The 21,386-nt window shown below is 42.3% G+C and carries 21 protein-coding genes; 5 read left to right on the top strand and 16 right to left on the bottom strand.

Annotated features, from left to right (window positions below; translation table 11 throughout):
• Positions 1 to 14: 14 nt before the first annotated feature.
• Genes yajC through secF form a run of 3 tightly spaced genes read left to right on the top strand, consistent with a single transcriptional unit; the run spans position 15 to position 3,274 of the window.
• Positions 15 to 344 carry a preprotein translocase subunit YajC gene (gene yajC / locus GBN19_RS04010; RefSeq protein ID WP_151708565.1) on the top strand — a complete coding sequence of 110 codons (330 nt, stop codon included), beginning with the start codon at positions 15 to 17 and terminating at the stop codon, positions 342 to 344.
• 54 nt (positions 345 to 398) lie between these two features.
• Positions 399 to 2,300 (top strand): protein translocase subunit SecD, encoded by a 1,902-nt coding sequence (gene secD / locus GBN19_RS04005; protein ID WP_151777258.1) that lies wholly within the window; start codon positions 399 to 401, stop codon positions 2,298 to 2,300.
• A gap of 8 nt (positions 2,301 to 2,308) precedes the next feature.
• The gene (secF, locus tag GBN19_RS04000; protein ID WP_151708563.1) at positions 2,309 to 3,274 is read left to right on the top strand and encodes a protein translocase subunit SecF; all 966 of its coding nucleotides are present in this window, start codon (positions 2,309 to 2,311) and stop codon (positions 3,272 to 3,274) included.
• A gap of 51 nt (positions 3,275 to 3,325) precedes the next feature.
• Here the strand turns inward: secF and GBN19_RS03995 are convergent, their stop codons facing one another.
• The 13 genes from GBN19_RS03995 to GBN19_RS03935 form a co-directional block, all read right to left on the bottom strand.
• A complete protein-coding gene (locus GBN19_RS03995; RefSeq protein WP_151777257.1) occupies positions 3,326 to 3,958 on the bottom strand; it encodes a 4'-phosphopantetheinyl transferase family protein in 633 nt (210 codons plus the stop codon).
• Positions 3,959 to 4,187: 229 nt separating this feature from the next.
• Positions 4,188 to 5,597 carry a ribosome biogenesis GTPase Der gene (der, locus tag GBN19_RS03990; RefSeq protein ID WP_151708561.1) on the bottom strand — a complete coding sequence of 470 codons (1,410 nt, stop codon included), beginning with the start codon at positions 5,595 to 5,597 and terminating at the stop codon, positions 4,188 to 4,190.
• Positions 5,598 to 5,600: 3 nt separating this feature from the next.
• Positions 5,601 to 6,752, bottom strand: a complete 1,152-nt coding sequence (gene bamB, locus GBN19_RS03985) for an outer membrane protein assembly factor BamB (RefSeq protein ID WP_151708560.1) — start codon at positions 6,750 to 6,752, stop codon at positions 5,601 to 5,603.
• Positions 6,753 to 7,454 (bottom strand): YfgM family protein, encoded by a 702-nt coding sequence (locus GBN19_RS03980; protein WP_151708559.1) that lies wholly within the window; start codon positions 7,452 to 7,454, stop codon positions 6,753 to 6,755.
• Between the two features lie 30 nt (positions 7,455 to 7,484).
• Complete coding sequence (gene hisS / locus GBN19_RS03975; RefSeq protein WP_151777256.1) at positions 7,485 to 8,777, bottom strand: histidine--tRNA ligase; 1,293 nt, start codon at positions 8,775 to 8,777, stop codon at positions 7,485 to 7,487.
• Positions 8,774 to 9,889, bottom strand: a complete 1,116-nt coding sequence (ispG, locus tag GBN19_RS03970; RefSeq protein ID WP_151708557.1) for a flavodoxin-dependent (E)-4-hydroxy-3-methylbut-2-enyl-diphosphate synthase — start codon at positions 9,887 to 9,889, stop codon at positions 8,774 to 8,776. The genes hisS and ispG overlap by 4 nt, the downstream gene beginning before the upstream one ends.
• A gap of 21 nt (positions 9,890 to 9,910) precedes the next feature.
• Entirely contained in the window at positions 9,911 to 10,696 is a 786-nt protein-coding gene (locus GBN19_RS03965) for a helix-turn-helix domain-containing protein (protein ID WP_151708556.1), read from the bottom strand.
• Positions 10,687 to 11,550: a type IV pilus biogenesis/stability protein PilW gene (gene pilW / locus GBN19_RS03960; RefSeq protein WP_375707849.1), complete on the bottom strand. Its 864-nt coding sequence runs from the start codon at positions 11,548 to 11,550 to the stop codon at positions 10,687 to 10,689. Before pilW ends, GBN19_RS03965 begins: the two co-directional genes overlap by 10 nt.
• A gap of 21 nt (positions 11,551 to 11,571) precedes the next feature.
• A complete protein-coding gene (gene rlmN, locus GBN19_RS03955) occupies positions 11,572 to 12,807 on the bottom strand; it encodes a 23S rRNA (adenine(2503)-C(2))-methyltransferase RlmN (protein ID WP_151777255.1) in 1,236 nt (411 codons plus the stop codon).
• Positions 12,808 to 12,927: 120 nt separating this feature from the next.
• Positions 12,928 to 13,359 carry a nucleoside-diphosphate kinase gene (gene ndk, locus GBN19_RS03950; RefSeq protein WP_004902254.1) on the bottom strand — a complete coding sequence of 144 codons (432 nt, stop codon included), beginning with the start codon at positions 13,357 to 13,359 and terminating at the stop codon, positions 12,928 to 12,930.
• 108 nt (positions 13,360 to 13,467) lie between these two features.
• Positions 13,468 to 13,668, bottom strand: a complete 201-nt coding sequence (gene iscX / locus GBN19_RS03945; protein ID WP_111895116.1) for a Fe-S cluster assembly protein IscX — start codon at positions 13,666 to 13,668, stop codon at positions 13,468 to 13,470.
• Positions 13,669 to 13,722: 54 nt separating this feature from the next.
• The gene (locus tag GBN19_RS03940; RefSeq protein ID WP_151708554.1) at positions 13,723 to 14,277 is read right to left on the bottom strand and encodes a phosphatase PAP2 family protein; all 555 of its coding nucleotides are present in this window, start codon (positions 14,275 to 14,277) and stop codon (positions 13,723 to 13,725) included.
• A gap of 36 nt (positions 14,278 to 14,313) precedes the next feature.
• Positions 14,314 to 15,573 carry a glycosyltransferase family 4 protein gene (locus tag GBN19_RS03935; RefSeq protein WP_375707848.1) on the bottom strand — a complete coding sequence of 420 codons (1,260 nt, stop codon included), beginning with the start codon at positions 15,571 to 15,573 and terminating at the stop codon, positions 14,314 to 14,316.
• Positions 15,574 to 15,993: 420 nt separating this feature from the next.
• Between GBN19_RS03935 and GBN19_RS03930 the strand changes: the two genes are divergently transcribed.
• Complete coding sequence (locus GBN19_RS03930) at positions 15,994 to 16,887, top strand: amino acid ABC transporter substrate-binding protein (protein ID WP_151777253.1); 894 nt, start codon at positions 15,994 to 15,996, stop codon at positions 16,885 to 16,887.
• 268 nt (positions 16,888 to 17,155) lie between these two features.
• On the opposite strand, the gene ilvC is transcribed toward GBN19_RS03930, so the two are convergent.
• Genes ilvC through GBN19_RS03915 form a run of 3 tightly spaced genes read right to left on the bottom strand, consistent with a single transcriptional unit; the run spans position 17,156 to position 20,411 of the window.
• The gene (ilvC, locus tag GBN19_RS03925) at positions 17,156 to 18,172 is read right to left on the bottom strand and encodes a ketol-acid reductoisomerase (RefSeq protein WP_151708551.1); all 1,017 of its coding nucleotides are present in this window, start codon (positions 18,170 to 18,172) and stop codon (positions 17,156 to 17,158) included.
• Between the two features lie 23 nt (positions 18,173 to 18,195).
• On the bottom strand, positions 18,196 to 18,687 hold the full coding sequence (ilvN, locus tag GBN19_RS03920) for an acetolactate synthase small subunit (RefSeq protein ID WP_111895108.1): 492 nt from the start codon (positions 18,685 to 18,687) through the stop codon (positions 18,196 to 18,198).
• Positions 18,684 to 20,411, bottom strand: a complete 1,728-nt coding sequence (locus GBN19_RS03915) for an acetolactate synthase 3 large subunit (protein ID WP_151708549.1) — start codon at positions 20,409 to 20,411, stop codon at positions 18,684 to 18,686. The genes ilvN and GBN19_RS03915 overlap by 4 nt, the downstream gene beginning before the upstream one ends.
• A gap of 478 nt (positions 20,412 to 20,889) precedes the next feature.
• Here GBN19_RS03915 and GBN19_RS15730 point away from each other — a divergent pair, with 478 nt between their 5' ends.
• The gene (locus tag GBN19_RS15730) at positions 20,890 to 21,264 is read left to right on the top strand and encodes a DUF4124 domain-containing protein (protein WP_171494432.1); all 375 of its coding nucleotides are present in this window, start codon (positions 20,890 to 20,892) and stop codon (positions 21,262 to 21,264) included.
• Positions 21,265 to 21,386 lie beyond the last annotated feature (122 nt).

The raw sequence follows: 21,386 nt of genomic DNA, 5'->3' as shown, positions 1-21,386 counted from the left end.
ATTAGGAAACACAAATGAGCCTATTTATTTCTACAGCTTATGCCGCAGACGGTGCAGCACAACAACCAAGTATGATTGCCAATGTCGGTATGATTGTCGTATTTATTGCGATTTTCTACTTCTTGATCTGGCGTCCTCAATCTAAACGTGCCAAAGAACACCGTACTTTGATTGAAAGCCTAGGCGTAGGTAGTGAGGTTGTGTTTGCTGGCGGTTTAATGGGACGTATCACCAAGATGGAAGGTGATTATGCAGTCATTGAACTAAGCCGTGGCAATGAAGTCAAAATTCAACGTGCAAGTGTAATCTCGGTACTACCAGAAGGCACTTTAAATAGTCTTTAATTTCCTCCTTAAGTCGTGCACACGCACGACTTTCTCATTTTAAGAAGATAGCAAATGCGTTACCCTGCATGGAAATATTTGCTGATAATCGTGGTTTTAATTATCAGTACATTATACGCACTGCCAAGCTTATACCCAGATGAACCAGCGGTTCAGATTTCAGGGGCGAAGGCTGGTACCAATATCGACCAGTCGATTTTGCAAAAAGCAGAGCAAATTTTACAAAGCCAACATATTGCCACTCATGACAACAGCTTTACCAATAATGCTGCCTTGCTTCGTGTTGCCAATTCTGATGCTCAATTAAAAGCCAAAGATGCCTTACGTCAGGCTTTGGGCGATCAATATGTTGTTGCTCTGAACCTTGCACCTACCACCCCTGAATGGCTACAAAAAATTGGTGCAAAACCAATGAAGCTGGGTCTAGACTTGCGTGGCGGTGTTCACTTCTTGCTTGAAGTGGATATGGACAAAGCTTTGTCACAACGTATGGAAACCTCAGCGACTGACTTACGTCGTCAACTACGTGATAACAAATTGAATTTTAACAATCTCGCTGTCAATAACAACGTGATTACCATTCAGTTTGCCAATAACGATGACCGTGATGCAGCAATGGGCTTCTTACGTCGTAGCAATACTGACTATACTCAGCAAGCGCTTGCGACGACATCAGGTCCAACCCTGAATCTGACCTATAGCGATGCGAAAAAGCAAGAAATTCAGTCTTATGCCATCAACCAAAACTTAACGACATTACGTAATCGTATCAATGAGTTGGGTGTGGCTGAAGCCGTCGTACAAAGCCAAGGTAGCAACCGTATTGTGGTTGAATTGCCAGGTGTACAAGATACTGCCGAAGCAAAACGTGTTTTGGGTCGTACTGCTAACTTAGAATTCCGTTTGGTCTCTGACCAAAATGATCAATATATTGACCCATATACAGGTAAATATAATGGTCAACCATTGCCTGCGGGTACAGAGCTATTTGCTTATGAGTCTCTAGACAGTGGTCGCCAATTATTACTTGATCGTAATCGCATCCTGACAGGTGAGCGTGTTCAAAATGCATCTTCAGGTTTAAGCCAAGATTCTGGCGGTGCTGAGGTGAACATTACCCTCGACAGCGCAGGTGGTAAATTAATGTCGGATGCAACCCGCAGTGCTGTGGGTAAACGTATGGCGGTATTGTTTATTGAAAATAAACAAAAAATCACTTACGTTAAAGATCCGAAAACAGGTGCGCAAACGGAAGTTCGTACCCCTTATACTGAATCTGTCGTCATCAATGCGGCAACCATTCAACAGGTATTGGGTTCACAATTCCGTATTACAGGTTTAAGTTCACCTCAAGAAGCCTCTGAGCTTGCCTTGATGCTGCGTGCAGGTGCTTTGGCAGCACCAATGTACTTTGTTGAAGAGCGTGTGGTTGGGCCAAGCCTTGGTCAAGAAAATATTGATAAAGGTATTTTGTCGACTGAAGTGGGCTTCATTTTGGTGGCGATCTGGATGGTGGTGTTCTTCCGTGTCTTTGGTGTGATTGCCAATTTTGCACTTGTAGTCAACATCGCCATGATTTTAACCGTGATGTCATGGATTGGCGCATCGCTATCGCTTCCGGGTATTGCGGGGATCATCATTACCATTGGTATGGCAGTCGATGCCAACGTGCTGATCTGCGAGCGGATTCGAGAAGAAATCAAGTGGGGCGCTTCGCCCAAACAAGCGATTGTGGCGGGGTATGAACGTGCCTATAACACCATTTTTGACTCAAACTTGACCACGTTTATTGTGGCATTCATTTTGTTTGCGATTGGTTCTGGCCCGATCAAGAGCTTTGCGGTCACACATATGATCGGTATTGTCTGCTCAATGTTTACTTCGATCACTGTAACGCGTGCGATTGTTCAGTTGATTTATGGCAAAAGCCGTAACTTGAAAAAGTTGAGCATTTAAGGAGATCAATGATGACCAATATGACTCAACCTCAATCAAAACAATACGGTCGCCCTGACAATGAACGTATTATTGGCTTTATGAAGATCAGCAAACCTGCTGCCTTTGCGTCAATTTTCATTACCATTGCCAGTATCTTCTTTATTGCCTACCACGGTCTTAACTTAGGCTTAGACTTCACAGGCGGTATTTCTGCGGAAGTGACCTATAAAAAAGCGGTTGACCAAGATCAAGTAGTGAAATCTCTTGAGTCTGCTGGCTTTGAACATGCTGTAGTACAAACACTGGGCAGTAATACGGATCTGTTGATTCGGATGCCTGTGCAAAAAGTCAAAGTCGATGACTTAAGCAACACTTTGTCAAAAGCAGTCCAAGTTCCAAATAACACTGCCACGCTGCATAAAGTCGATTCGGTCGGTGGTCAAGTCGGTAGCGAGTTATATGTACGCTCTGCGGGTGCGGTAGCACTGGCATTGGTACTGATGCTGATTTATGTCACCATCCGTTTTGAGTTTAAATTGGCTGTCGGTGCAATTCTTTCCTTATTTCACGATATTTTGGTGATTTTAGGGGTATTTGCTTTGATGCAATGGCCGTTTGACCTCACCACTTTAGCAGCAGTTTTAGCGGTAATCGGTTTCTCACTCAACGATAACATCGTGGTATCTGACCGTATCCGTGAAAACTTCCGTAAGATTCGTGGTGCCTCACCCCGTGAGGTGGTCGATATTGCCTTAACGGAAACTCTACGCCGTACCGTACATACTTCTGCAACCTTACTTTTGGTTGTGGTTGCCATGCTGATCATGGGCGGTGAAGGTCTACGTTGGTTCTCTGTTGCGATGTTTATTGGTGTGTTTGCAGGAACATATTCTTCGATTTATATCGCGACTGCCTATGCCTTGTGGCGTGGTTTAAACCGTCAGGACTTTATTGTTCAAGTCAAACCTGAATTTGAAGATGAACATAAATAATCATCTTTAGTTTAGGCTAGACATCAAAACAGCATCCTCGGATGCTGTTTTTTATGGCTCAATATACAGAATTTCAGGTGTCACACTTTCTACATCTCGCCAAGCCACGGTACATAAAGCATCTTTCCAAAGCATATACTGATAACGAAATTTCCCTAATTCAGGATGCTGACAAAAGCCCAACTGCTGCCCTGCTACCGCTTGAGTATTGAGCGTATTGAGGCTCAAACGGATTCCTAAACCACAGGCTTTAAGAATCGCTTCTTTAGCTGTCCAGACCTGAAACCAGTATTTAGGACTTTGTCCTGTGGCTTGCCAATGCTGATATTCCTCAGGGTGAAATGCATGTTCAGCCAATGCCTGAAAACGCACCTTGCGCTGCAAAGATTCGATATCCACCCCGACATCCTGCACCTGCTGACTCAGTGCCAGTGCATAATGCTCACGACCATGACTGTGGTTAAATGCCAGTTCAGGATAATTGCCTAAAAAAGGTTTACCGTGTCCTGTTTTTTCAAACTGTAAATTTTGCGCTGACACACCCAATTGTGCTGCTAGCCTCTCTGCCCGATAGGCATAAATCAGTTGTTGCTGATACTGTTTAAAGTCAGCCCGATGTGCAAAAGCATCAAGTTGTTTCGGTACCAGTTGGGACAGTAACTGCAAATAAATTTCAATTTTCATGGAACTGCCCCTTTAGCTGAAGTGATTCAATATCATAACGTGAGAGAAATATTTCTCAAAAATCAGAGAGGTAAAATGTCATCTGCAACTGTTCGAGCCAAAAAATTATTCGCAATATACTGGTTTTGCGATATTTTTGATAAAAGATACGCTAAAAGTATAAAGACTCTATGTCTTCTCAATATTTACACACCATAAAAAAAGCCATCCGAAGATGGCTTGATGTCGATTAGCGTTTAAATTTCTTTTCCGCTTTCTTAAATTTCTGAATATAACGACGACGACGTGCAGCAACACGCTCATCCACCTGAGTTTTACGCCCTTCAAACGGATTTTCCGAGGTTTTAAAGTCAATACGAACAGGCGTTCCTTCAAGTTTATAGACTTTACGGAATACATTTTCCAAGTAACGACGATAATCCGCAGGCGTTTTATCCACTTTGTTACCGTGAATCACGATGGTCGGTGGATTTTGTCCGCCCATATGCGCATAACGCATTTTAATACGGCGACCGCTGATCATTGGAGGTTGGTGCGCTTCTGTCGCATCATTCAAGATCTGAGTCAATTTCGCAGGAGAAACTTTCAGATTTGCCGATTCATAAGCACGGTGAATCGATGGATACAACTCACCCACACCTGTGCCATGCAATGCTGAAATTAGGTGAATACGTGCCCAAGGAATAAAGTCAAAACGACGTTCAACATCGAGTTTACATTGCTTGCGGTCATACTCGGTCATGTTGTCCCATTTGTTAATGGCGATCACCATGGCACGACCTGCCTCAAGCGCATAGCCAATGAGGTGCAAGTCCTGCTCAACCACGCCTTCACGTGCATCGAGAACCACAACCACAACATGGGCATCTTTCATCGCTTGTAAAGTTTTCACGACTGAGAATTTCTCAATCATTTCATCGACTTTACCTTTACGACGCACACCTGCTGTATCAATCAAGGTGTACTGACGACCATCACGTTCAAATGGTATATAGACTGAATCTCGGGTTGTGCCTGGTTGATCAAATGCCACCACACGGTCTTCACCCAATAAACGGTTGACCAAAGTCGATTTACCCACATTCGGACGACCAATAATCGCCAAACGTAGACCTGTCGCCTTGTCATGTTCCTCAGGATTTTCATCTTCAGGAACATCTTCCAACACATCTTCAAGCATTTGCGCTACGCCACGACCGTGACTTGCAGCTACATGCAGTGGCTCACCAAAACCAAGTTTAAAAAACTCAGCAACAGCCGCTTCAGCGTGTACACCATCCACTTTGTTGGCAACCAAGTGGACTTTTTTGCCTAAAGTACGTAGTTCACGAGCAATTTGCTCATCAGATGCCAATAATCCCGCACGCGCATCCACCACGAAGATAATCATGTCAGCTTCGTGAATGGCTGTTTTGGACTGTTCTGCCATATAGGCATCAATGCCCTGTTCACTCTCGCCGATACCCCCAGTATCAACCACAATGAACGATTTGTTTTGGAAAACTGCATCACCATATTTGCGGTCACGAGTCAGACCAGCAAAGTCGGCAACCAGTGCGTCACGACTTTTGGTTATCTGGTTAAATAACGTTGATTTTCCGACATTCGGACGCCCAATCAGCGCAATAACGGGTTTCATAAATTAACGATTCTGCCAAACGCTTAACGCGCCCTTTTGAGTTGAAACATAAAGTTGGTTGTCAATTACCTTTAAGGACGTTACTTGCCCTTTGGTTTCTGAACGACCAATCAAATTACCTGTATTTGGGTCGAGTAAGCTCAAAGCACCTTCATAATCCCCAACCACAAGGTCAGAACCCAACATGACAGGGTTACTTAAATTACGATGCAAAAGCTGTGTATTTTCCCAAAGTTTTTGACCGCTCATCAAATCATAAGCAATCACTTTGCCATCGGTCGTGCTGACAAAGACTTTATTCTGTGTGACTTCTGGACGTTGATCGCTACTCGCATCTTCACTCCACACCACTTGCTGTTGTGATAGATCCGTTACTGTAACTTGCCCTTGGTAACTGGTGGTGACCATATACTGACCCATCATGACGGGATCACCACTAATATCATTTAAACGTTGCACATCAGAGCGACCTTCCGCAACCGAAACACGGCGCTGTAAACGAGGGACACCACTAATCACATCAATGATATAAACATATGAATTTGATGTCGCAATCAAAACATTGTTAGGATCGAGCATGACAGGCGCTGCACGTCCACGCAAGCTAAAAGGGACATTCGGTAAACGGTACGTCCACAGTTGCTGACCTGTGCTGACATCATGCGCATAGACATTGCCATCATTGCTCACAGTAATCACACGCCCAGCCTGAATATGTGATGGTGCGATAATCGAACCTGACAATTGTGCTGCCCATTTGATTTGACCTGAGGTCTGATCAAGTGCAAACAATTCACCTTTTTCATTACCAACAACAGCAATTCCCTCACCCACTTCAACACCTGCACTTAAGCCGTGTTTTTTGGTGATTTTGGTTGACCATAGACGTTGCTTACCCTTGTAAGCTTCGACATAACCTTTTGGATCGACCAAGAAAATCACGCCATTGTCTGCAGCCATTTGCAAGCGTAGCGGATCATTTTTATTGGTGGCAGTCACATGTTCAGAAAATACAGGAACGAGTGTTTTTGCTTGCACAATTTTTGGAAGTTTATTGGGTTTAATTTCTTCCACTTTGGTTTTATTGCTAGAGCAGCCAACCAAAGCAACTGCTGCAAGTGTTAGCGCAAACGGTATGGTAAATTTCTTATTCATTTAAGACTCATCCACTTGTGTTTTCAAAATTGGGCGTTCGATATCAGGATCATCAACTAAAACGCCAACACTTTCGAGTTTAATTTGTAAAATTTGTCGTTCTTGTTTACGCGCAACAATCGCATCCCATGCACTTTGATACGCCTTACGTGCTTGAGCTACATCATTTTTTGCAACATAAATATCGCCACGTGCTTCATCTGCTGAAGCCTTGAAAGCAGGGACTTTGACAAGATCCAGTGTTTTCAAAGCGTCATCATATTTTTTCTGTGCAGCCTGTGTATACGCCAAATGCAGGTTGACCAACTGAAGTAAACCTTCATCATCAACCTTCACATTTTGTACTTTTTTCAACTCACGTTCGGCAGCAACATAGTTGCCTTGGTCAAATGCGACTTTTGCCATGACCAATTCAGCTTGAATGGCTTGTACAGAGTCCAGATTTTTTTTCAAAATCGTGTCTGCTGTGGGTGCAAGTTTGTTATACGCACTTTGATCACCCGCCAAACTCTGTGCTTGATCAATTAATTGCTGAACACGAGCCGTTTCATTTTGCGACCCGTGTAGCTGCTTTTTCTGCCAGTAATTCCAGCCAAAAAATGCAATCAAAGCAACTAGAACACCACTAATCGCAGCAGAACCATATTTCTTGCTCATTGATTTTAGATTATCGAGTTGCTGTTCTTGTGTTAGTGCACTCATGTGACTGTCCTTCTGGCGTTCCTATGCAGCTTATTCAGCAAATTTTTTAATTAAAAATGGCACAATATCACTGATCTTCAGTTCAACTTGTTCAGCAGTTGCTAAAGTTTTCAGACTCACTTGCTGATTTTCCCACTCACGCTCACCCAAGATCATAGCAAAGATTGCTCCTGACTGATCAGCCTTTTTCATTTGGCTTTTCATGCTGCCCTGAGAACCTGTTTTCACACGAATTTTGCTATTTGCTGCCTCAAGCTGATTGCGAAGTTGCTCTGCCAACACCAATCCTTTACCTTGGCAAGCAGGATCAGCCAACAAGAAAACTTCACAATCACGAACGGTTTGTTCTTGCTCAACTTGTTCAAGCAACAACAATAAACGCTCCATCCCCATGGCAAAACCAACCGCAGGAACAGACTGATCAGGCTTGCCTTTCAACTGACCAACCAAACCATCATAGCGCCCACCTGCACAGACTGTGCCTTGTGAACCTAAGTGTGTGGTTGTCCATTCAAATACAGTTTTGTTGTAATAATCTAAACCACGAACCAGTTTTTGATTAATCACAAACTTCACCCCAGCATCAGTCAAATATTGCTGTAACTGAGCAAAATGCTGCATGGTGTCTTCTTTGAGAAAGTCATGCAATTTCGGTGCATTTTCAAGAATTTGTTGAGTACGTTCGTTTTTCGAATCCAAAATACGCAGTGGGTTCGTGCCTAAACGACGCTGAGAATCTTCATCCAATTCATCTTTTTGCGCAGTCAAGAACTCAACCAACGCATTACGGTATTCGTTACGCTCATCCATTTCGCCCAAAGTATTGAGTTCAAGCTGAACTTTATCCGCCACACCCATACGCTGCCATAAACGTGCGGTCATCAAAATAAGTTCAGCATCAATATCTGGCGTTGCAACACCAAAGGTTTCCACACCAAACTGATGGAACTGGCGATAACGACCTTTTTGTGGTTTTTCATAACGGAACATTGGCCCGATATACCACACACGAGGTGTCGCACCGCGTAGCAAATTGTGCTCAAGCATGGCACGCACACAACCTGCTGTGCCTTCAGGACGTAAAGTCAAAGACTCAGGTGGATTACCTTTGTCGAAAAAGGTATACATTTCTTTTTCAACGATATCGGTGGCATCACCAATTGCACGCTTAAACAAGCCCGTATGTTCAACCATCGGCAAACGGATTTGTTGATAGCCATAGGCATCCATTAACGATGCAAGATGCTGCTCTAGACGTCTCCATGCTGGTGTTTGCGAAGGAAGAACGTCATTAAAACCTTTAATTGCGACAATTGAACTCATGATGAACTACGAATAATCTCTTTAGCTTTAGCTTCTTCAAGCTCTTGAACACGTTGACGAACCATCGTTTCGATTTCATCAACTAACTGATCGGTATCGATAAGGTGACTTTTCTCACCATTTCGATAAACCAGTGAACGAGGGCTTGCCCCTACTACACCAATATCGGCTTCTTTGGCTTCGCCTGGGCCATTGACTTTACAGCCAATTACCGAAACATCCATTGGTGTACGAATACCTTCTAGACGTTGCTCCAAGGTCTGCATCACTTTAATCACATTAAATTCTTGACGCGAACAGCTTGGGCACGCAATAAAATTGATGCCGTTGGAACGAAGTCCTAGTGATTTTAAAATATCAAAACCAATTTTGACTTCATCTTCAGGTTCAGCAGCCAAGGAAATACGCATGGTATCGCCAATGCCTTCCATCAACAGACCCCCTAAGGCAATCGCTGACTTGACTGTCCCTGTGCGGTAAATTCCCGCTTCGGTCACACCCAAATGTAACGGATTATCAATTTGTTGAGATAATAAACGATAAGCATCCAAAGTTAAAAATACATTTGATGCTTTTACGCTGACTTTAAATTCTTGAAAGTCTAAACGATCTAAAATATCAATATGACGTAACGCAGATTCAAGGAGTGCCTGACCTGTCGGTTCGCCATATTTTTTTTGCAAATCTTTTTCGAGTGACCCAGCATTAACACCAATGCGAATGGAAATACCATGATGTTTCGCTGCTGCAACGACTTCACGTACTTTCTGATCTGAACCGATATTACCTGGATTAATCCGCAAACAGTCAGCACCATAATCTGCTACAGCCAGTGCAATCTTGTGATCAAAATGAATATCCGCAACCAAAGGCACTTGCACACGGCGACGGATTGCTCCGAAGGCTTCTGCGGCTTCCATCGAAGGTACAGAAACCCGCATGATATCTGCACCAGCCTGAACACAACGTTCAATTTGCGCCACGGTTGCATCAACATCACATGTTTCAGTATTGGTCATACTTTGCACCGAAATTGGCGCATCCCCACCCACATACACAGAACCAACACGAATTTTACGTGTTGGACGGCGTTTAATTGGATTTTCGATCATGACTTGGTCAACTCTGCTGCATTAAGGTGATAAACGGAAGTCCGCCTTACCATTGACTGTATAAGGTGCCAAAGAAATTGCTTCATTATTCAAACTTAAAGTCACTGCACTGGCATCATCTAGGCGAACCTGAAAAGGTGAAATACCTTTCAAACTCAAATCTGCTGCCTGACGACCTGTTGCCAACACTTTACCTGTTGAATCTACAATATTGACAGAGGTTGGTTGTGAAAATTTTAAATCCAATTGATCACCCGTGCTGGCGGTATTGGAATCCACAGAAACAACTTGCATCGTGGTTTGTGGATTGGCAGCTGCCGCAGGTTGTTTTTTGGCAGACCATTTCTGTAGGCTTAACACCAGCATACTCACCACAAAAATAACCACAATTGCAATTAAAATGCGTTTCAGCCATTTTTTATTGCGGTCACTATTTGAACCTGGCAACTTGCCCATGATTTTAATCGGTGAATCTTTTAAAGCGTGATTCGGTAATAAACCCGTATCATTGGCATAAATTTCATCAAAACGCTGAATAATTGCTGAAGCATCGACATTGAGAAACTTCGCATATGCGCGATAGTAACCTTTAATAAACGTTGCTTCAGGCAATGATTTATATTCATCACGCTCTAAAGCCTCGAGTGTTTTCACTGGCATATTCAAAGCTTTTGACACATCAGCCAATTCACGCTTTTGAGCAAGGCGGATATGACGTAAATATTCACCTGGACGCTGAACGTTGCCTAAAGTATTAGGGGTTGCTGATGTACCCGTCGATTGCTGTGAATTTGGATTTACTTCCATACCGCCTCAGTACTGTACTGTAATTGCAAATAACGTTGATATTCTTGGCTATTCGGGAATAAAGCCCGCAATTGATTCACCAAAACCTGCTTGCTCATGTTGTCACCATTGGCACGAGCAACACGAATACCCACCCATAAACCTCGCGCATCTTGGTTATTATCACCAACCACACGCGCATAATTACCGTACATCTCATTTGCTTGAGCAAATTGTTGACGCAGGTAAAAAATTTCTGCCAACTCTAACATCGAAACTGCAGAATTTCGATTTACTTGCAGGGCTTGTCTGAATGTTTTTTCAGCATTTGGCACATCACCAAGCTTGATATAGGTTAAACCTAGATTTTCGAGTGCTAAGCCACGTTGATCATAGCCTAATTTTGCACCTGCAACTTGTAGTTGAGAAAGCGCATCATTATAACGCCCTAACTGAAACAGATAACGCCCATAATTGTTACGTGTTTGTGCATCATCAGGATCTAATGAAATCGCACGTTTAAAATATTCATCAGCCTTAGCAACATTTTCAGGACTACCTTCTTGCTGTAGCAATACTGCCATCAGCATATTGGCGCGAGCATTACGTGTCGTTTCTTTAAATACTTCATCTAATGCTCGTTTTGCTGCATCAACATCACCTGTCCTTAAATATTCAGCGGCAATTTGCACCCTAATCTCAGCAGATTTCTTTTTATCAGGCTTGAATGCACCATCAGAACGGGTATTTTGCGCCGCTTGTGTATTGCTTTTTTTATTATTCATGAGACCAAAAGAAGCTTGGCACCCCTGTAAACTGACGACCAAGAGACCTAAACCGAAAAATGTCACACAATGTTGTACCGTTTTTTTCACGCCAAACACCTCAGTTGGTTATTATCCTTTTGAGCGTATAATCTCATTTTTTTCGGCGATTTTCTTTTGCCACTGCGCTGCACGACGAGTACGGTCAGCCACTTGACCAACCAGTTGACCACAGGCAGCATCGATATCATCGCCACGTGTCTGACGAATAGTACAGACAAAGCCAGCATCTGACAAAGTTTTTTGGAATGCAATAATACGGTTACGACTTGAGCGACCATAAGGTGCGTGCGGGAACGGGTTAAAAGGAATCAGGTTAATTTTACTTGGTAAATTCTTTAATAATTTCAATAACTGCTGTGCATGTTCTGGCTGGTCATTGACCCCATCTAACATGACATATTCAATGGTGACATGCTTACGCGCACTTTCATTACCATCTTTGCCAATATAACGCTGACAAGCTGTAATCAGTTGTTCTAGCGGATATTTTTTATTGATCGGTACAAGTTCATTACGCAGCTCATCATTGGGTGCATGTAAAGAAATTGCCAAAGCCACATCAATATCTTGCGCTAACTGATCAATTTTTGGCACAACACCCGAGGTAGATAAAGTCACACGACGCTTGGACATACCATAAGCAAAGTCATCCAGCATAATGCGCATTGAACTTAATACGGCATCATAGTTGAGCAACGGCTCACCCATACCCATCATCACCACATTGGTCACTGAGCGTTCGCGCTCTGCAACAGGCACATCTTCCATATAAGAGAAGTTTGCCATCCACAGCTGACCAATAATTTCGGCTGGGGTTAAATCGCGCTGAAAACCTTGTTTGCCTGTTGAACAGAATGAACAATCCAGTGCACAGCCCACTTGTGATGAAATACACAAGGTCTTACGTGAACCTGTTTTGTCTTCTGCAGGAATCAATACGGTTTCAACCAGAGAACCTTCACCTTCACCCACGCGAAACACCCATTTACGTGTGCCGTCTTTAGAGTAATTACGGTGAACCACTTCAGGCGCTTTAATTTCACAAAGCTGCTCAAGTTTCTCTCGAAGCTTGCCTGAAATATTGGTCATTTCAGCAAAATCAGTCACAAAGAACTGATGAATCCATTTCATGACCTGACCTGCGCGAAACTTTTTTTCACCCAAATCTTCAAAGAATTTTTCGAGTTCTGCCCGTGACATGCCAAGTAAATTAACTTTTTGCACTGAATTCGCAGGCTGATGCAATGTGGCGGTGTTGTCTTGTCCATCTACAACCAAAGATGAACCAACTGCTTCAAGAGCCATGTGTATTACCTAAACAATGTCAAAGAAAAAACAAGAACGGCTGTATTTTAGCCAAGAGATTTTCAAGAATAAAAAAACCAGATAAGCAGTATAACACTTATCTGGTTTGAAGTATCTCGATTAACGAGTGCGTGGGCAAACTTCAGTTTGAGCGAAGAAATAAGAAACTTCGCGAGCAGCAGATGCTACTGAGTCAGAACCGTGAGCAGCGTTTTCATCGATGCTTACAGCGAAATCTGCACGGATCGTACCAGGAGCAGCTTCTTTAGGGTTTGTAGCGCCCAAGATTTCACGGTGAGCAAGAACTGCGTTTTCACCTTCAAGAACAGAAACAACCACTGGACCAGAAGTCATGAACGCAACGAGGTCAGCAAAGAAACCACGTTCTTTGTGCTCAGCGTAGAAACCTTCAGCTTCAGCTTGAGAAAGGTGTTTCATTTTAGTTGCAACGATTTTTAAGCCAGCTTTTTCAAAACGAGCAAAAATGTCACCGATGTGGTTTTTAGCAACAGCATCTGGTTTTACGATAGATAAAGTACGTTCAATTGCCATGTCTGGCTCCTTAACTCAAAAAATCAGGATAAATTTTTGCCGCATTATACCGATGTCACTCAGAATAATCAGCTAAGAAAGTGTAAAAGTTTGGGTTTTTAACTCTTTTTAGTTACTTTCATCAATCCAAGCCATCTGAATCGCTTCAAGCAAACCTTCTGTTGACTTATTTGGGTCATCACTAAAATCAGGCAATGCACAAATCCATGCGTGTAAATCGGTGAAGCGAACCCACTGTGGATCTACATCTGGATGCGCTTCCAAAAGTTCAATTGCGATATCGATTGTATCAGTCCAACGTAAGCCCATCATCTATCCTAGTCTGTGTATAGCTGTGGCTACTTTAAAATCTCAACCTCGCTTTTACAACACCAGATTTAAAATAGGTGCACAAGAAATCACAGCCCATGCCACCAATCCACCCAAAATAGCACCGATCATCACATCGGTCGGATAGTGCAAACCCAGCACCATCCGAGACAGTGCAACCAAGAGTGTAAATGGCAACATGCAAATCAGTAGAATCGGCTGAATGTATCCAAGGACTGTGGTTGCTAACACCGCATGTAAGGTATGTCCAGATGGAAAACTAAAATGATCCAGCGGGCGCTCACCCAAAATAATCACCTGATGCACCTGATAAGGTCGTGGTCGAACTGTTTTGTGTTTAAGTAACTTATATAACAATGTTCCAATCGAGCCTGCGACAATTAAATATGCGATTTGTAGCAAATAACTCAGTCCTTGATTGATCCATACAATTGCTAGCATGGCATACCAAAACCAGCCATCCCCTAAACGACTGATCACTTTAAAAAACTGACTGACACTTTCAGAATGGGAAAAGTGATTTAGATATAAACACCCTTTTAAATCAAATGCCAAAATAAGAGATTTGGCACGCTGCAAATGGCTCATCTTCTTTCCTCCTCACCTTTCAATCTAGGCTTGAGCTTATGAATGACCTTGTATAACCAACTGATATAAAGCCTGTTCAAATTGTTGTACAGGGCGTTGCCATCCAGCATCTTTAACCTGCTCTCTGGCACATTGCCCCATTTGACGCAATTCAGATAAATTGGGTAAATTCTGCATCTGTGCAATAAATTCCTGTAGATTCTTCACGTCAACCAGCCACCCTGAGTGAGAATTGACATAAACATGCGCACAGGCATAGTCGTAAGCCAACACAGGCAAACCACTCGCCATCGCTTCTAGTACCACATTGCCAAACGTTTCTACTCGGCTTGCAAACACAAAGACATCACTACTGGCATAAGCCTCTGCCAAACGTTGCCCTGTCAGATTGCCCATAAAAACCACCTGCCGATCTTGATCCATTCTCTGTAAGCGCTCTTTGTCAGGGCCATCACCCACGATGACCAACTGAACATTTTGCTGCTTTTCACGCGCTTGGAGATAACCATCAATTAACACATCAATTTCTTTTTCAGGCGATAATCGCCCGACATACAGCAATACTTTGGTTTGAGCAGTTGCTCCCCAATGCTGCCGCATTTCTTCACAGCGATGTGTTGGAGAAAACAACTGATGATCGACACCACGACTAATGACCTGAATTGGGCAATTCACACCGTGCTGGCGCAATGCTCGCTCTGTATCCTGACTTGGCACACAGGTTAAATGGGTATTGTTATGAAACCAGCGTAAATAATGCTGAATCGGTTTCACCAAAAATGCCAAATCAAAGAATCGACTAAATTCCTGAAAGGGTGAATGAAAACCACTCGAAATCGCAATATTTTTCATTTTAGCAACTTGCAATGCTAACAATCCTAAAGGCCCTTCTGTGACAACATGTACAACATCAGGCTGAAATTGCTCAATTGCATGGGTCACTTTAAGCCATTGTGGACGCCCAAACTGTAAGCTCGGATATTTCGGAATTTTATGCGCAATCACCAAACACTCCTGTTCAGGTTCAAAACGCATATCACTACGACTTTGTTCAGGGCGAATGAGTAAAATTTTATGTCCTTGTTGTTGTAAGCCACGGCATAAGTGCAACAGCGACAAAGCAACGCCATTAATTTCAGGCGGCCAAGTTTCTGTAACAATCGCAATTTTAAGTTTAGGACGAATGAGTTGTTCTACTGCACTTTCCTGTGCAGACTGCCGACCTGAGCGTTTAAAATTAAATTTAAACGGCATGTCAAACTGGCGTTTCAATGCAGCAGTCGATGGCATGAGCATAGTTCCACCATAATTTTGTTGTTATAGGCATAATCTAAGTCATCTTTCTTGCAGTTTAATGATTAAGACATGACGTTTTTTTGACAATTCTGAAGCTTAAAAATACCTACAAATTATTGATTCAAGATTAACAAAATGCACCATTAATAAGTACACCTAAACAACAATCGCACCACGATGTTGCGGCTACTTTTTAACCCCATTTTAAATGTTCAATTCTTGTGCGCAATTTTGCATTTTTTAGTATTTTAATCACATAATTCACAAGATAAATAGTAAAATAAAATCAAATTTTTAAGCTCTAAAAAAACCCAAAAAATCAAAATATTAAATCGCAAAATATGGCATTTGTTTTGCTTATAAATTACACTGGGTTTAGCCTATTTTTAGAACAAATCATCAAATCATATAAGGGACACCATGAAACTATTTTCAAGATCAGTAATTGCTTCATCTTTGTTCGCATGTCTCTCCCTCGGAGCAAGCCAAGTTTACGCTGTTGATACGCTTGCTAAGATCAAAAATTCAGGCAAATTAGTCATTGGTTTCAATGATGCATCTATGCCAATTTCGTATGTTGTGAATGGTACAGCTTCAGGCTATGTCATCGATATTTGTCGTAATGTTGCCAGTGATATAAAAAAAGAACTCAACATGCCAAATCTAAAAGTTGAGTTTCTTGCGTTAACTCCAAGCCAACGCATCGAAAGCATTCAATCAGGTCGTATTGATATGGAGTGTGGCTCAACCACCAACTCTTATAAACGTCAGCAATTGGTTTCTTTCTCAACCAACTTCTACTATACCGAAGTGCGCATGGCTGTGAAAAAGAGTTCAAATATTCACAACTTGGTTGATTTAGACAATAAAGCTGTTGTTACAACTGCTGGCACAACATCTGACCAGTACATCAAACGTAATGAGCGTGGTAAAAATATTAACGTCATTAACGTTTATGGTCGTGATTTTGATGATTCATTTGCCATCTTAGCCAATGGCAAAGCTGAAGCCTTTGTCATGGATGACAACATTCTTGCAGGTCTGATTGCTAGAAGTTCTAGCCCAAGTTCTTATGAAATTACAGGGCCAGTTCTCTCTTCTGAACCTTATGCCATCATGTTGCCAAAAGGCGATGAGAAATTTAAGGCATTGGTTGATGGTACGGTAAACAACCTATGGAAATCTGGACAAATGGGCAAGCTTTACCACAAATGGTTCCAATCTCCTATTCAACCAAAAAACATCAATTTAAATATGGCACCTAGCCGCTCATACTTAAACTTACAACGTCGCCCTACAGATGCAGGTATCTAACATCTCAAAACATGCTGTATGAAGTTTTTCATACAGCATGAGAGATTGGGAAATGAGCAATAAAAAACCCTAACATGATGTTAGGGTTTTTTATTCAGAAGAAACTAAAACTTAGTTTTTCTCTGTATCCACGATTTTGTTGGCTTAAATCCAAGGCATGAAAAAAATGAAAGCAGTGCTTTCATTTTTTTGAGGTACGTCACCATAAACATAAAAAACCCACTCAAATCGAGTGGGTCTTCGCATTCAAATTAATTGATTCGAGAAATTAGTTCTTCTCTTTATCAACGATTTTGTTCGCTTGAATCCAAGGCATCATCGCACGTAGTTTCGCACCAGTCACTTCAATACCGTGTGCCGCATTTTGACGACGACGTGCAGTCATTGATGGATAGTTCAACGCACCTTCTTGGATGAACATTTTCGCATATTCACCAGATTGAATACGTTTAAGTGCATTACGCATTGCTTCACGAGACTGATCGTTGATGACTTCAACGCCAGTTACGTATTCACCATATTCAGCATTGTTAGATACTGAGTAGTTCATGTCCGCAATACCGCCTTCGAACATCAAGTCAACGATCAATTTAAGTTCGTGCAAGCATTCGAAGTAAGCCATTTCTGGTGCATAACCCGCTTCAACCAAAGTTTCGAAGCCCATTTTCACCAATTCAACCGCACCACCACAAAGAACTGCTTGCTCACCGAACAAATCAGTTTCAGTTTCTTCACGGAATGAAGTTTCGATGATACCTGTACGACCACCACCTACGCCAGAAGCATAAGAAAGTGCAACGTTACGCGCATTACCAGAAGCATCTTGGTGAACAGCGATTAGATCTGGTACACCTGAACCACGTTGGTATTCAGAACGTACTGTGTGACCAGGCGCTTTCGGAGCAACCATGATTACGTCTAAGTCTTTACGTGGAACAACTTGGTTGTAAAGGATAGAGAAGCCGTGAGCAAATGCTAAAGTTGCGCCTTCTTTGATGTTTGGCTCAATCACGTCACGATAAAGTTGAGATTGGAACTCATCTGGAGTCAAAATCATCACCAAGTCAGCTTGAGCAACAGCAGCTGGAACTTCAGAAACTTTAAGACCCGCATTTTCAGCTTTTTTCCAAGATGCTGAACCAGCACGTAAACCTACAGTTACGTCTACGCCAGAATCTTTCAAGTTAAGTGCGTGAGCATGACCTTGTGAACCATAACCAATAATCGCTACTTTTTTGCCTTGGATGATAGATAAGTCACAGTCTTTATCGTAAAAAATTTGCATTTGTGTTCTCCAGTAAAATCTTTTTAAACCGTTAATACTTTTTCGCCGCGTGCAATACCTGACACGCCTGAACGCACCACTTCCAAAATGGTATTTTCAGCTAAAGCATCAATAAATCCGTCGAGTTTTTCAGTCGCACCAACAATCTGAATGGTATAAGTCGTTGGTGTAACGTCAACAATTGAAGCACGGAAAATATCCGTTGTGCGTTTGATTTCATCACGTGCTGCACCCAATGCCTTCACTTTGATCAGCATCAGCTCACGCTCAATGTGCGCACCTTCACTCAAATCAACCACTTTTACAACTTCAATGAGTTTATTGAGTTGTTTGGTGATTTGCTCAATTTTGTGGTCATCGCCATAGGTCGTTAAGGTTAGGCGAGACAAAGTTGGGTCTTCCGTCGGCGCAACATTAAGAGTTTCAATGTTGTAACCACGTTGACTAAACAAGCCCACTAAACGGGAAAGCGCACCTGATTCATTTTCAATCAGTACCGAGATAATATGTCTCATTGTGTCCGCTCCCCTTTACTTAACCACATATCTTTCATGGACTGACCCGCGATTAACATTGGATAAACATGCTCAGAACGGTCAACCATCACGTTAATAAACACACATTTATCGTTAATTGCCATCGCTTCTTCAAGTTTGGCTTCAAGCTCATCTGCGTGGTCAATTTGAATACCCACGTGTCCATAAGCTTCCATTAACTTGCTAAAGTCTGGTAATGATTCAACATATGAGCTTGAGTGACGACCTTCATAGTTCATGTCTTGCCATTGTTTAACCATACCCAAGGCACGGTTATTCAAGCATAGAATCTTGACGTTTAAGCCATATTGCTTACAGGTTGAAAGCTCTTGAATACACATCTGAATCGATGCTTCACCCGTAATACACACCACTTGTTGTTCAGGTTTTGCGAGCTTGGCTGCCATTGCATACGGCAAACCAACACCCATCGTCCCCAAACCACCAGAATTCACCCATTGACGTGGTTGATCATACTTATAATACAAAGCAGCAAACATTTGGTGCTGACCTACGTCAGAGGTGATGATCGCTTCACCATTGGTCACTTTATATAAAGTTTCAACCACTTGCTGCGGCTTCATACCACCATCAACCGCAGGCTGATATTTCAAGCCATGAACTTGACGCCATTCGTTGATCTGCTTCCACCAATCTGCTAATGCTTCAGGGTTTGGCTTAGACACATTCAACTGTTTCAACTGGCTCAACATTTCCTGAAGGACTGGTTCAACAGCACCCACGATTGGAATATGCGCAGAAATGGTCTTAGAAATTGTTGCTGGGTCAATATCAATATGAATGACTTTGGCATTTGGACAGAATTTTGCAGGGTTGTTGGTGACACGGTCATCAAAACGTGCGCCCACTGCAAAAATCACATCAGCATTGTGCATTACCATATTGGCTTCATAGCAACCATGCATCCCCAACATGCCCACAAACTGTGGATCTGTACCAGGGAAGCCACCAAGACCCATCAAGGTATTGGTTACAGGGTAATTCAATAAATGTGCAAGCTCGGTCAACAATGCTGCTGCATTACCTTGTACGACACCACCACCACTGTAGATCACAGGGCGTTTAGCAGAAATCAGTTCTTCAACTGCTTTACGAATTTGACCCGAATGACCACGATAAGGTGGTTGATAAGAACGCATCTTCACTTTTTCGGGGTATTCGTAAGCAAACTTTTCTGCTGGATTGGTCGCATCTTTAGGAATATCGACCACAACTGGGCCAGGACGACCACTCGCAGCGATATAGAATGCTTTTTTGATGATGGCAGGAATTTCACTGGCATGACGAACTTGGAAGCTGTGCTTCACGATTGGACGTGACACACCGACCATATCTGTTTCTTGGAAAGCGTCTTCACCAATTAAATGTGAAGCGACCTGACCAGACAGAATCACCATCGGAATGGAGTCCATGTATGCTGTTGCGATTGGTGTAACGGTATTGGTTGCGCCAGGACCTGAAGTGACCAGTACTACGCCAGTTTTACCTGTGACACGCGAATATGCATCCGCCATATGTCCAGCCGCTTGTTCATGGCGTACTAGATAGTGCTCAATTTTGTCTTGTTTAAATAATGCATCATAGATGTGCAAAACTGCGCCACCAGGATATCCAAAAACGTGTTCAACACCTTCGTCCGCAAGAGCGCGAACGAGCATTTCACCACCAGATAGAAGTTCCAACGTGATTCACCCTAAATATCTTTTTTCTACGTAATGGGAGACATTACATAGTGTTTAATTCATACAAACTGTACTCTTATAGCACAAATTTTACGCCTAGGCGCTGCAATAGGATAAAAATCAGATGCAACAGAGATATAACCTGTAAATACTGCATCTTTAACGTAAAAAAAACATGCTGGGATAAACATATTTTTAATTCAACATATAGCTCGGCTAGAGGATATATGCCTATTGCACAATTCGTTTAATTATCCGAAGGGTGATCAGATAAATAAGTGTAGCATTTTTGTGGTTTAATCCAAGATTGTCAAGGCTTCTATGATTTTTTTCATCAATAACATCAATTGATGCGATTTACCTTTTGCATTTTTGGCATTTAAAATAATTTACTCTCGATAAAAATTCATCTTTACCACAAAAAAACACGTTAAAATTTAATCAGCTTTTTCAACTAAAAATGACTTAAGGTTTCCTTATGAAAACAGCACAACACAGCATCATCGCCAGTCTTATCGGATTAAGTTTTTTAGGATTTACAACGACCAGTTTTGCACAGCAAGATTATTATAAATGGGTAGATTCACATGGCTCAACGCATTACACCACAACACCGCCACCAAAAGTTAAAGGCGTTAAAACCCGTGGTAAAATAAAAACTTACGGTTGGAGCAATCCAGCACCTGTGACACAAAGCAACGAAACTGCGACAACAAATACAACCCGAGCACCAAGCACCAATACGCAACAAAAAGCCCCTGTTCAAACCACACCACCTGCAAGCCAAGCACCATCCCCTATACCACCAGCACCACAAAATGCACCTCAAGTCAAAGAAGCTCCTGCTCAGTAAAGGGTAAAACCCGTCTGCTTTTTTGCTGTTTGTGAAAATTTGCGGATAAACAGAGGATATTTTCTTGCGCAAAATTCACTTTTAGGTGCATTTTGCGCTATGCTTTGCCACAAACTATTTTC

Source organism: Acinetobacter brisouii, assembly GCF_008993995.1.
Taxonomy (GTDB): domain Bacteria; phylum Pseudomonadota; class Gammaproteobacteria; order Pseudomonadales; family Moraxellaceae; genus Acinetobacter; species Acinetobacter brisouii_A.
This window is presented reverse-complemented; position numbering and strand designations above follow the sequence as displayed.

Coding starts and splice junctions, on each gene's coding strand:
- GBN19_RS03930 (WP_151777253.1), top strand. CDS start 15,994: ATGAAACTATTTTCAAGATCAGTAATTGCTTCATCTTTGTTCGCATGT.
- ndk (WP_004902254.1), bottom strand. CDS start 13,359: ATGGCAATTGAACGTACTTTATCTATCGTAAAACCAGATGCTGTTGCT.
- iscX (WP_111895116.1), bottom strand. CDS start 13,668: ATGGGCTTACGTTGGACTGATACAATCGATATCGCAATTGAACTTTTG.
- der (WP_151708561.1), bottom strand. CDS start 5,597: ATGAAACCCGTTATTGCGCTGATTGGGCGTCCGAATGTCGGAAAATCA.
- ilvN (WP_111895108.1), bottom strand. CDS start 18,687: ATGAGACATATTATCTCGGTACTGATTGAAAATGAATCAGGTGCGCTT.
- rlmN (WP_151777255.1), bottom strand. CDS start 12,807: ATGGCTCTTGAAGCAGTTGGTTCATCTTTGGTTGTAGATGGACAAGAC.
- GBN19_RS03995 (WP_151777257.1), bottom strand. CDS start 3,958: ATGAAAATTGAAATTTATTTGCAGTTACTGTCCCAACTGGTACCGAAA.
- hisS (WP_151777256.1), bottom strand. CDS start 8,777: ATGAGTTCAATTGTCGCAATTAAAGGTTTTAATGACGTTCTTCCTTCG.
- GBN19_RS03980 (WP_151708559.1), bottom strand. CDS start 7,454: ATGAGTGCACTAACACAAGAACAGCAACTCGATAATCTAAAATCAATG.
- bamB (WP_151708560.1), bottom strand. CDS start 6,752: ATGAATAAGAAATTTACCATACCGTTTGCGCTAACACTTGCAGCAGTT.
- GBN19_RS03935 (WP_375707848.1), bottom strand. CDS start 15,573: ATGCTCATGCCATCGACTGCTGCATTGAAACGCCAGTTTGACATGCCG.
- GBN19_RS03940 (WP_151708554.1), bottom strand. CDS start 14,277: ATGAGCCATTTGCAGCGTGCCAAATCTCTTATTTTGGCATTTGATTTA.
- ispG (WP_151708557.1), bottom strand. CDS start 9,889: ATGATCGAAAATCCAATTAAACGCCGTCCAACACGTAAAATTCGTGTT.
- yajC (WP_151708565.1), top strand. CDS start 15: ATGAGCCTATTTATTTCTACAGCTTATGCCGCAGACGGTGCAGCACAA.
- secF (WP_151708563.1), top strand. CDS start 2,309: ATGATGACCAATATGACTCAACCTCAATCAAAACAATACGGTCGCCCT.
- ilvC (WP_151708551.1), bottom strand. CDS start 18,172: ATGCAAATTTTTTACGATAAAGACTGTGACTTATCTATCATCCAAGGC.
- GBN19_RS03965 (WP_151708556.1), bottom strand. CDS start 10,696: ATGGAAGTAAATCCAAATTCACAGCAATCGACGGGTACATCAGCAACC.
- GBN19_RS15730 (WP_171494432.1), top strand. CDS start 20,890: ATGAAAACAGCACAACACAGCATCATCGCCAGTCTTATCGGATTAAGT.
- secD (WP_151777258.1), top strand. CDS start 399: ATGCGTTACCCTGCATGGAAATATTTGCTGATAATCGTGGTTTTAATT.